Raw genomic sequence first — 10,682 nt, 5'->3', positions numbered from 1 at the left:
GAGGGGGACGACCAGTCGGAGGCGTGTGTCGCCCGGTCCGTGTGCGGAGGCCGGGGCCGGTGTGGCCATACGGTCGAAATCCTTTCCTGCGGACGACCCGATCAGGTCGAACAGGGCGACACGACCGACTACAAGGAAGTAGACCGTCTACTGAACTGTAGACGACAATGGCGCCGGAAACGTGCCCGAACGCGCGCGTTTCGAGGCATGCCGACGCCTTGGTGGTGATCGTGCAGTCGCTTCGGCAGGCCGCGGGGCGGCGGGAACGCGGGGGAGGAGCCCGGGGTTCGGCGGCCGGCGCGACGGGTCACGGACGCGGTGCCCACGAGCGTGGCGGCCGCCGGATTCTCGCCGAGAGGGCTCGCCCGGCCCGCGGGGTGTCCGGCGGGTCCGGGTGGGTGGTGAAGGGCCGGCTCAGCCTTCGTTGTGGGTGAGGCCGTCGCAGAGGGCGGTGAGGAGGCGGGTGAGGGCGGGTTCGAAGTCGATGCCGACGTGCGCGACGGCGGGTTCCTCCCGGTACAGCCGGGCGAGGTTTTCCCCCGGGTGTCCGGCCTGCCACAGCGGCGCGGTCAGGGCGATGGTGGCGACGACGAGTTCCTGGGCCTGGTCGCGGTCGAGAGTGCTTGCCGTGCTGATGGCGCCGGTGACGGCCGCCACGGCGTTGCCGGCGGCGCGTTTGAAGGTGCGGACGCGTTCGTAGGTGACCTCGCGTTCGAGGCTCAGGGTGACATGGGTGAGCAGGTCGCAGAACAGGGGACGCTCGGTGAGAGGCGCGACCAGCGTGCGTGTCAGCTCCGCGCAGCTTATGTCGCTGTGGCGGGACAGCTCCGCCGTGACGGCCCGTGACCAGTCCTCATACCCCTCTTCGGCGAGGTTGAGCAGGATCTCCTCGCGAGAGGCGTAATAGCGGCGTACGGCCGAGACGTGGACGCCCGCGTGCTGGGCGATCGCGGTGAGGGTGACCCCGCGTACGCCGTCGCGGGCGGCGAGGGCCCGGGCCGCCTCCATCAGGTCGGCGGCTCGCTGCGCCTTGTGCTCGGAGGAGTAGGCGCGCTGGAAGCCGGGCTTTGTCATGCCCAATACGTTAACGCAATCGGCGTGCGTTGCAGGTGGGTGACCCCCGCTCTCACAACGCAAGGCCGTTGCGTTGACAACGCAACATGCTTGCGTTACTTTTCCGGTGTCGCCACCGCAGAGGTGCCAGGGATGTTTCCTCTTGCGGGGCGACGGCCGTCCGGACCGTGAAAGATCCGCAGTGACGGCCGTACGGAAACGACGAAGTACGGAGTGCACCATGCGTGCGATCACCATCAATGAATTCGGCGGGCCGCAGGTGCTCACCGAGACGGAGCTTCCCGAGCCCCGGCCCGGCCCGGGCCGGCTCACCATCGACACCACCCACGCAGCGGTGGGCCTGGTGGACGTGTTCTTCCGCCGCGGGGACCTCGCCGGACGGCCCGGCATGCCGCAGCCGCCTCTCGTGCCCGGTCTGGAGGCCGCAGGGACCGTCCGCGCGCTGGGTCCGGGGGTGACCGGGTTCCAGGTCGGTGAACCGGTGGTCACCCTGACGCAGATGAGCCTGGGCGGCTATGCCTCGGTGACCCTGGCCGACGTGGCCATGACCGTCTCCCTCAAGGGTTCCGGGGTGGACCCCGCGCAGGCCGTCTCGGCCTTGCCCAACGCCACCACCGCCTATCTGGCCCTCACCCGGGTCGCGCATCTCCAGAAGGGCGAGAGCGTGCTGGTGCACGGCGTGGCCGGCGGTCTGGCCGCCACCTTCCCCGCGGTCGCCCGGTCGCTGGGCGCCTCCCGCGTGTTCGGCACCGTCTCTTCGCGGGCCCGCATCAAGGACACGGAACATCTGGGTCTGGACGAGGTGTTCACCAGCGATCAGTTCGTCAAGGATCTGGACGGCAGGCCGGCCGACGTAGTCGTCGACCCGGTCGGTGGCGACGTACGTACGGCCAGCCTGGACGTCCTGTCCCAGCTCGGCCGCATCCTCGTGGTGGGCCATGCCGCCCGGACCCCCGACACCCCGCTCACCGGCGACGACCTGTGGCATCGAAACGCGGCCATGCTCGGCTTCGCGGCGGGCCCCTACCTCGCGGCCCACCCCGATGCCGCCCGGCCCGCCGCCGAAAAGGTCGTCGGCCTCCTCGCCCGCGGAGAACTGACGCTGCATGTGGACGAACTGCCCCTGTCCCAGGCCGCGGAGGCACACCGCCGCCTGGAGGCGCGCGAGGTCCCGGGACGCCTCGTCCTCACGGTCTGACCAGCCCGCCCCGCCGACCGACACTTCCCCTGGGCGCCGCGCTCACCGCATCGGTGACGAGGTCGACACCGAGCGGGCCATCGCCGCGGCCAAGGCGGCCTTCCCTGCCTGGTCCGCGACCACCCTGGAGGAACGCAAGGGGTACCTGCAGCGCAACGCGGACGCCCTGACCGAGCGTATGGACGAGCTGGTCGCGACGACCGTCGCCGAGTACGGCGCCCCCGCCTTCTTCGCCCGCTACATCAACGGTCAGGCCCGTGACTTCTTCCTCCTGGCTCAGGACGTCCTCAAGCCGGGCAACTTCGAGGAGAGGTACGGCAACGCCACCGTCACCAAGGTGCCGCTCGGCGTGGCGGGTCTCATCACCCCCTGGAACGGCAACCCCTGGTTCATCGCAGGGAAGACCGCCTCCGCACTCGCCGCCGGCTGCGTCGTCGTCAAGCCCAGCGAACTGAGCACACTCCAGACGCAGATCCTCATGGAGTGCATCGAGAAGGCCGACCTGCCGCCCGGCGTCATCAACGTGGTCAACGGTATCGGCCCGGTCGTCGGCAACACCTTCACCCACAGCCCCGACGTCCAGAAGATGCCTGCTCAACACCGGTCAGGCATGCATCGCCGGAACCCGCATCCTCGTGCCCGAAAGCCGACTGGAGGAGGCCAAGACCGCCATCAAGGCCGGGATCGAGGCCCTGACGATCGGCGATCCGCAGGCACCCGACACGGTCGTCCAGCCGATGGTGTCGCAGGGACACTACGAACGGGTTCAGAGCTACATCCGCAAGGGCATCGAGGAAGGCGCCGAGATCCTGGTCGGTGGCGAGGGCAAGCCCGAGGGTCATGAGGCGGGCAACTATGTGAAGCCCACCGTCTTCGGCGGTGTCACCAACGACATGGCCATCGCCCAGGAAGAGATCTTCGGTCCCGTCCTGTCCGTCATCAGCTATCGCGACGACGAAGAAGCCGTCGTCATCGCCAACGATGTCGAATACGGCCTGCACGCCTACGTCTACGGCGAGAACAAGGCGCGCGCCCGCGCGGTCGCCGATCGGATACTCGCCGGGCGAGTGATGATCAACGAGATCGTCGACGACCCCACCAGGCCGTTCGGCGGCTTCAAGATGTCCGGCCTCGGCCGCGAGTTCGGCATCCACGGCCTCAACGCCTACCTCGAGACCCGCACCGTCTTCGCCGACTGACACCCGCCCGCCCGGGGGGGGGGGCCCCCCCCCCCCGCGGGGGGGGCCCCCCCCCCCCGGCGCCACACTTCGGGCCCGGCGGAACCGCCCGGGACACTCACGGAGTTGGTCGAAGGCGGGCGGGATCGGCGATGACGCGCAGGTGGGGACGGTTCATGCGCCCGCGACGTTCTCGGCCTCCCAGCGCAGCAGGTCGCCCGGCTGGCACTCGAGCACCTCGCAGAGCGCGGCGAGCGTCGCGAAGCGCACCGCCTTGGCGCGGCCGTTCTTGAGCACCGCCAGGTTGGCGGGCGTGATCCCCACGCGGTCCGCGAGCTCGCCCACGGACATCTTGCGTTTGGCCAGCATCACGTCGATGTCGACGGCGATGGGCATCAGATCACCTCGTCCAACTCGGCCTGCATCTGCGCCGCTTCGACGTCGCGTGCGACGGCCTGGGTGAGCAGCATCCGCAGCACGTGCACGATGAGCGCGACCCCCAGGATGGCCACGCCGATCCCGCCCATGATGACGGTGACGCCCGGGTCGTCGCGCTGGCCCGGCGCGTTGACGGCCGTGACCGCGAACCACAGGAGGGCGGCCGCCACGATCGCGCCGATCACGCGGTCCACGTACCGGAAGGCGGCGTGGGAGAACACGGTTCCGCGTCGCACCATCGCCACGAGCTTCCATACGCTGACCACGGCGACCTGGGCCGACACCATGCCCAGGATCGTGATCACGCGCAACGGGGTCAGTGGGAGCGACCCGTCCTCCGGGTCGCTCCCACTGACCAACGTCCACACCATCAATGCCTGTACGAGCACGGTGCCGGCGAGCACCACCACGAGCACGGCGCGCAGCGCACGCACGGTCAGCTTTCCCATGACCCACCCTTCCAACGAGTTGCGATAGAAATCTATCGAATATCGATAGGTGGGGCAAGAGGGGGAACGGAGGGGGCGACGCCGTCGCGCCGTCTCACGGCATGGCGTTCACGTGAACCGTCAGCTCCCGTGGGACGCCGTCGTGGGGGAGTGGTCGTCCGGTGGCAGGCGCAGAGCGAGCAGGGCGACGTCGTCGGTGTTGTCGGAGGCAAGACCGGTGAGGAGTTCCGCGCAGAAGGTGTCCGGGGTTTCGCGGGCGAGGGCTGCGGCGTGTTGGCGCAGGCGGGTGAAGCCGCGGTCGATGGACTCGCCGCGGCGTTCGATGAGCCCGTCGGTGTAGAGGAGAACAGTGGACTGGGCGGGAAGGGGCACGGTCGCGCTGGTGCGGGGCAGGTCGGTGCAGGCGCCGAGCATGTGTCCGTGGCCGCCGTCCAGGTAGCGGGTGTCGCCGTCCCTGGTGACGAGCAGGGGAGCGGGGTGGCCGGCACTGGAGTGTTCGAGTTCCCACGGGCCGGTTTCGGGACCGTGGATGAGGGCGTAGAGGCACGTGGCCGTGGCTGCGGGGTACAGGGCGTGCTGAGCGACGTCCAGGCGTTGAAGGATCTTGTGGGGAGGTTCCTGGCGGTCGCAGGCGATGCCGCGGAGCATGTTGCGCAGCTTGCTCATGGTGACGGCCGCCTGGAGATCGTGGCCGGTCACGTCACCGATGATCAGGGTGGTGTCGCCGTTGGGCAGCAGGAAGCTGTCGTACCAGTCCCCGCCGACCTGCGCGCCGCTGGAGGAGGTGGCGTAGCGGGCGGCCATGGTCAGGGCGCCGCCATGAGGCAGGGGAGGCAGCAGCGAGCGTTGCAGGCGCTCGGCGATGTGCTGGGTCTCCCGGTGCAGACGGGCATTGTCGATGGCGAGGCCGACACGGTGGACGATGTCGTCGACGAGCCGCACGTCGTCGGCGACGAGCAGCGGACGATCGCCGCATCGAGTGATGGTCAGGGCGCCGAGCACCTCCCGACGGGCCCAGAGCGGGGCGATGATGGCGCTGACCGCGTCCTGTCGCGCGTATCCCAGCTCCTCGGCGGTGTCCCACGGGTCGCGATGGGGAGCGGAATTCTGAAGATCGGCACGGGTCAGGAGCAGCGGGCCCGCGCCGCGCAGGACGCGGGCCAGTGGACCGGTGGCAGTCTCCGGCAGAGTGGTTCGTTCCTCCGTCAGCAATGTGGAGGCGGTCTCGGTCCGCGTCGCGCAGATGCGATGCACCTCCTCATCGCCCGCCAGCACGTCGAAGGCACACCAGTCCCCGACGCGGCGCGCCAGAATCTCGCAGACCCGACGCAGCCCCTCGCTCGCATCCATGGTCTCGGCCAGGGCGGAGTTGATGTCCGCCAGCACCCTCAGCCGGGTCAGCGCCAGCTCAAGCATCTGATCAACGTCGTAGCGTTCCACGGAGGGTGCCTTCCCGAATCGATCGCCGCGCGACCGCCATCGGCCGCGGATGCAATCGCCTGGGCTACGCACGGCTTTCGAGTCACGCGCCGGCCGACCGGCCCGGCTGCGCGCCCCGAACCTGCGCCCGTACGACGGGTCAGTCCAGCGACTCGCCGAACTCGGCCTGATGGTTGGGCAGTCCGGCCGTGGCGGCCCCGAACGAGAACGACCCGTTCGCGATGATCCCGCCGGAGCCCGTCGAGAAGACCCACACCGAACCGTTGGAGGCGTTCTCGTCCGGGTCGCCGACGACCAGCCCGGCCTTGTGGTCGGCATTGGCGTCCACCAGCGCGGTCGAGAGGCCGAACCGGTCGCCCTTCTCGGCGGTGCCGGGCACTCCAGTGGTGTTCTGGCTGAACACCTTGGCGCCGGTGCCGGTCAGCCCGATCGCGCTGCCGCGCAGTACCAGCACGCTGCCGGCGTTGGTGATCCCGTCGAAATCCTCGTTGGGCAGACCGGTCGCCACGTCCGGGTAGCCGTCGCCGTTGGTGTCACCGATGGACACGCCCGTGCCCATGCCGTCGCCGTATTCGCCCACGCCCGGTACCCCGGGGGTGTCCTGGTTGATCCATACGGGCTTGCGGGTCGTGGACAGGCCCTGCGGGCCACCGTAGACGACGATCACCGCACCGCCCTCGGTGGGCAGCTCGACGTCGCTGTCGTAACCGTCGAAGGAGTGACCGACGACGATGTCGCCGTAACCGTCCCTGTTCAGGTCGCCTGTCGCCAGGTCCTCCCCGCCGATCCGGCCGACGCCGTCCCTGAGCCAGGTCGGACGGCCGAATCCGCTCTTGGAGCCGAGCAGCACAGCCACCCCGCGCGAGTCCGACTCCTCGGAGGAACTGGTGCCGACGGCGAGGTCGGCGATCCCGTCGCCGTTGACGTCGCCGGCGATGACGAGCGTCGGGTGGATGGAGTCCGTGGACGCGATGTCCAGGGTGCTGACCTCCCCGCCCCCGCCGGCCCGGGTGAACGGCCCCTTCTCGACGGAGATCTGCTGCTCGGGGTGGTCGACCGGGGCACCCCAGGTGATCAGGTCGGGGTGATGGTCGCCGTCCGCGTCGCCGAGGGTGTAGCCGCTGACGGTGGTGGCCGTCAGCAGCGTCGGCGTGGCGGACAGACCCTTGTGTCCGCCCCAGTTCACCGTCACCCAGTGGCCGGACGCGCGGGTGCCACCGCCGGTGGTGATGTAGCCGCCCACCAGGGACACCAGATCGGCGTAGCCGTCCCCGTCCAGGTCGGCGCTCTGCAGCGCGCTGCCGTAACTCTGCTTCGGGTCGGTCGTGCCGGTGCGCTGCGACCAGGTCAGCGACTGCTTGCGGGAGGTGGACATGCCGCTCGACGCGCCGTACAGCACGGTGATCGCGCCGGCCTTCTGCTGGGAGCCCAGGGCGGTGCCGGGGGCGCCGATCGCGAGGTCGGGGTAGCCGTCGCCGTTGAAGTCGTCGTGCGGAGGGCGGCTGCTGGCTGTGGTGGGGGACGTGCTCGCCCGGGCGGCGGGGACCCACAGGAGACCGGCGGTCAGGGCGACCCCGGTGGCGATGGCCAGTCTCATGCGGCGGGAACGGACCGAACGGCGCGAGGAAGACATCATGGCTGTCCTGACGTGGTGGGAGGGGCGAGGGGCAGTTCAGTCGGGGAGCGCGGAACCGAGCCCGGCGCCCGTCGCGACCGTGCCGAGGGTCCGGGCGGTGACCGCGAAGGAGCCTCGGGCGGTCGTTCGTCCCGGGAACACCCAGAACGCGCCCGCGCCGGCGTCCTCCCCGGACGCACCGACCACCGGCTCGGCCCTGCCGTCGCCATTGCCGTCCACCAGGTGGGTGGTGGAACCGAAGGCGTCCCCCGACTCGGCGGTCCCCGGCACGTCCGTGCTGTCCTGGCTGAACACCTTGGTGCCGGCGCCGGTCGCCCCCGAACGGCCGCCCGGTACGACCGCGAAAGTGCCCGCGTTCCGCACCCGGCCGAAGTCCTCGTACGGGATGCCCGCGACGATGTCCCCGCAGCCGTCGCCGTCGACGTCACGGACAGAAACCGACCGGCCGAACCCGTCCCCGGCCTCCTGGCTGCCCGGTACCCCCGGCGTGTCCTGGGTGATCACCTGGGGAGCGCCGGAGACGAGGCCCCGCGGGCCGGAGTGGACGATCCGCAGGTACGCTCCGCCGACGACGAGATCTGCCCGGTGGTCACCGTTGAGATCGCCGAGCGCCACGGTGTCGGCGGGCGGCCCGGTCAGGTCCGACAGCCGCACGGGGGCCCGTAGTCCGTCGCGGCCGCCCCGCGCGTAGTACACGTAGGTGCCGTAGTTTCCCTCGTCGTCCGGGTCGTACGTCCGTGCCAGCGTCACGATGTCGTCGACACCGTCGCCGTCGGTGTCCCCGACCGCCGCAGCGACCGTGTTCAGGTCGCCGTCGCTGAAGGCCGCGCCCTCCTGCGTGTTCGCCGGGCGGCCGTCGCGCCCGAACGGGCCGAACAGCACACGGCCGTTGTGCGCCAGGTCCTGGTGCCCGTCGCCGTCGAAGTCACCGGCCACGGTCCGATACGCCTGCCCGATACCGGTGCCCTCGGCGGGCAGCAGCGTGCCGGAGCCGACGCCCTTCGAACCGCCCCACAGCACCGTGCGGCTGCCCTGCCGGCCGATGCCGTCCTGACTCCAGCGCTCGTTCCCGGAATCGACGAGCAGATCGGCGTACCCGTCGCCGTCCAGGTCAGCCGTGGTGAGCCGGCTGCCGAACAGGTCGCCCTCCTCGACCGCGCCGGGGATGCCCGCGGACGCCTGCGAGTACACCTTCTTCGCCGAAAGCCCCGAAGCGGACCCGTACAACACGGCCGCATAGCCCGCGCGGGCCTTGCCCCCCACGGTGGCATACGGCGCGCCGACGGCCAGGTCCTCGTAGCCGTCGCCATTGAAGTCGGCGCGCAACTCGTGGGCGGCGCGCAACTCGTGGGCGGCGCGCCGGGGAGCGGCACTCGCCGCGGAGGCCAGTGCCGGCAGGGCTCCGGCGGCAAGGACGACAGCGATGGCCGTCGCGAGAGTGCGCGTACGGGAGGGACGAGACGGGGAGGACACATCGGCTCCGGAAGTCGTGGAGACAGAGGAGTGCGGCGTGACGAGGCTCAAGATCCTCTCCACGCCGCACAGTTCGACTCACCCGAGCGGGACGGGGTTGCCCTGGAAGAGGGCATGATTTCCCCCGCCGTTCACAAAGGCCACCTGTGAACGCGGTGAGACCTCGCTCGAACGGGGCGAAATCGCCATACTCCCGCACCGCGTGGCCTCGCTCGGCGCGCGTGTCCCGTCGCCACTGCGCCACGGACGATGGCGAGTTGGCGCCTCCAGGTGGTTCGGCACCGGAGGCGGAGTTCGGTCAGGAGCCTTCGGGGTGTGGATCAGCCGTATGCGGTCGCCCGGGTGTTCCTCCTCGTCGTCCGACAGTCGTGAGGGGTCGCACGACCACTGGTGCGCGAGTCGGTGTGAAGGTGCCGGCACGGCTGAGTCGACACGAGCCGATCAGTGCGGGAAATCACCAGGGATGAGTCAGTACGGCAGCACACGTCCCGACGGCGTCCTGCGGTCGATCGGCATCTCGCGCGGAGCGGCGGGCCGGCGGTTGACGCGAATCCGGATCTGACGGTTCATGACCCCTCCTCATGGCTGATGAGCCCAGCGTCCTCGTCGACGCGCTTGGACGCATCGTGCCCACGGATGCGGCTCTTACCCTCCGAGCAGGATTTTCAGGCATCGGCCCTCGTCCGTGAGAAGGACGACCGGGCAGGGTGTCGTTCGGATCAGTCCGGGTCAGGCGCCCGCGGACCCGGAATGATCCGAACGACACCCTGCCCGAGCGGCATCGCGTCGTCCGCCATGGCAGCAGCCTCGAAGAACTGAGCAGACGCCACCCCTCTGGGCGTCGATGTCGGCGCCGTCCCGGAATGCCCTCGCGCTGCCACCGGCCGTCGGTAGCGTGACCGCCGTGATGGTGGGCACCGAAGAGACCCGGCTGGTCGTGCTGCGCGGCAATAGCGCCTCGGGAAAGTCGTCCGTCGCGGCCGGTCTGCGCGAGCGGTTCGGCCGCGGTCTGGCCGTGGTCGGCCAGGACAACCTCCGACGCATCGTGCTGCGTGAACGGGACCGGCCCGGTGCGGCGAACATCGGCCTGATCGGCCTGACGGCCCGCTACGCTCTGGATGCTGGATTCCACGTCGTGGTCGAAGGCATCCTCTACGCCGACCGCTACGGCGACATGCTCGCCCAACTGTGCGCCGACCACCGCGGTCCGACCCGTGCCTACTACCTGGACGTATCGTTCGGCGAAACCCTGGCCCGGCACGCCACCAAGCCGATCGCCGACGACGTCAGCGAGACGCAGCTGAGCGATTGGTACCGGGCGCGCGATCTGCTGCCCGGCGGTATCGAGACCGTCATCGGCGCCGACAGCGCCCTGCACGAGACCGTTGACCGCATCATGCTCGACACCGGCCTGGCGCACCTGCCCGCGCTGGATCGCTGACCGGAACCCTGCTGCGGCTGAACGTGCAGCTCTGGAGTTGAATCGGCTGATGGACACGTCATCCCGAGGGATTCGCATACCCCTCAATGAAGCCGTCGAAGTACTGCAGGACTTGAACGAGTTCGTCGTATCCCTCGATCGACTCGGATCCCGCCAGGCATCCGGAACTGCCGATGAGTACACCGTCGGCAAGTTCATCGCCGACTGGGATGTCGCTGGGCGATTGGCCCGCGCCCGACGCGTCATCAGTGTCGCGCTGGACGCACAACTGAGCCAGGAGGACAACGCCGAGATCGACGCCCTGTGCGACCGAGGGCGCTTCTACGGCAGCGGAGCATCTCCGGAGTAACACCCC

At 70.0% G+C, this 10,682-nt stretch carries 10 protein-coding genes and 1 pseudogene; 5 read left to right on the top strand and 6 right to left on the bottom strand.

Annotated elements, in window-relative coordinates; all coding sequences use genetic code 11:
- Window positions 1-414: 414 nt before the first annotated feature.
- Window positions 415-1,074 (bottom strand): TetR/AcrR family transcriptional regulator, encoded by a 660-nt coding sequence (locus ACZ4IF_RS16145; protein WP_467563317.1) that lies wholly within the window; start codon window positions 1,072-1,074, stop codon window positions 415-417.
- 220 nt (window positions 1,075-1,294) lie between these two features.
- On the opposite strand from ACZ4IF_RS16145, the gene ACZ4IF_RS16140 reads away from it, so the two are divergent.
- The 3 genes and pseudogenes from ACZ4IF_RS16140 to ACZ4IF_RS16130 all read left to right on the top strand — a co-directional run bounded on the left by ACZ4IF_RS16140 (window position 1,295) and on the right by ACZ4IF_RS16130 (window position 3,471).
- Window positions 1,295-2,272 (top strand): quinone oxidoreductase family protein, encoded by a 978-nt coding sequence (locus ACZ4IF_RS16140; protein ID WP_467563315.1) that lies wholly within the window; start codon window positions 1,295-1,297, stop codon window positions 2,270-2,272.
- A pseudogene (locus ACZ4IF_RS16135) lies at window positions 2,181-2,801 on the top strand (aldehyde dehydrogenase family protein); the annotation flags it as partial. The gene ACZ4IF_RS16140 and the pseudogene ACZ4IF_RS16135, both read left to right, overlap by 92 nt.
- A 106-nt stretch (window positions 2,802-2,907) precedes the next feature.
- Complete coding sequence (locus ACZ4IF_RS16130) at window positions 2,908-3,471, top strand: aldehyde dehydrogenase family protein (RefSeq protein ID WP_467563313.1); 564 nt, start codon at window positions 2,908-2,910, stop codon at window positions 3,469-3,471.
- Between the two features lie 153 nt (window positions 3,472-3,624).
- On the opposite strand, the gene ACZ4IF_RS16125 is transcribed toward ACZ4IF_RS16130, so the two are convergent.
- From ACZ4IF_RS16125 to ACZ4IF_RS16105, 5 genes are all read right to left on the bottom strand, one after another.
- Window positions 3,625-3,846, bottom strand: coding sequence for a helix-turn-helix domain-containing protein (locus ACZ4IF_RS16125; protein ID WP_345651716.1), 222 nt, complete (start codon window positions 3,844-3,846; stop codon window positions 3,625-3,627).
- Window positions 3,846-4,337 (bottom strand): DUF2975 domain-containing protein, encoded by a 492-nt coding sequence (locus tag ACZ4IF_RS16120; protein ID WP_359497030.1) that lies wholly within the window; start codon window positions 4,335-4,337, stop codon window positions 3,846-3,848. Before ACZ4IF_RS16120 ends, ACZ4IF_RS16125 begins: the two co-directional genes overlap by 1 nt.
- Before the next feature lie 120 nt (window positions 4,338-4,457).
- The gene (locus ACZ4IF_RS16115) at window positions 4,458-5,753 is read right to left on the bottom strand and encodes a PP2C family protein-serine/threonine phosphatase (RefSeq protein WP_467563310.1); all 1,296 of its coding nucleotides are present in this window, start codon (window positions 5,751-5,753) and stop codon (window positions 4,458-4,460) included.
- Window positions 5,754-5,916: 163 nt separating this feature from the next.
- The gene (locus ACZ4IF_RS16110; RefSeq protein WP_467563308.1) at window positions 5,917-7,374 is read right to left on the bottom strand and encodes an FG-GAP-like repeat-containing protein; all 1,458 of its coding nucleotides are present in this window, start codon (window positions 7,372-7,374) and stop codon (window positions 5,917-5,919) included.
- A 75-nt stretch (window positions 7,375-7,449) separates the two neighbouring features.
- The gene (locus tag ACZ4IF_RS16105) at window positions 7,450-8,886 is read right to left on the bottom strand and encodes a VCBS repeat-containing protein (protein WP_467563306.1); all 1,437 of its coding nucleotides are present in this window, start codon (window positions 8,884-8,886) and stop codon (window positions 7,450-7,452) included.
- A gap of 907 nt (window positions 8,887-9,793) precedes the next feature.
- Here ACZ4IF_RS16105 and ACZ4IF_RS16100 point away from each other — a divergent pair.
- Window positions 9,794-10,327 carry an AAA family ATPase gene (locus ACZ4IF_RS16100; RefSeq protein ID WP_467563703.1) on the top strand — a complete coding sequence of 178 codons (534 nt, stop codon included), beginning with the start codon at window positions 9,794-9,796 and terminating at the stop codon, window positions 10,325-10,327.
- 49 nt (window positions 10,328-10,376) lie between these two features.
- Window positions 10,377-10,676, top strand: a complete 300-nt coding sequence (locus ACZ4IF_RS16095; protein WP_467563304.1) for a hypothetical protein — start codon at window positions 10,377-10,379, stop codon at window positions 10,674-10,676.
- The last annotated feature ends 6 nt before the right edge of the window (window positions 10,677-10,682 follow it).

The sequence above is a fragment of the Streptomyces sp. NPDC025784 genome, from assembly GCF_055558435.1.
This window is presented reverse-complemented; position numbering and strand designations above follow the sequence as displayed.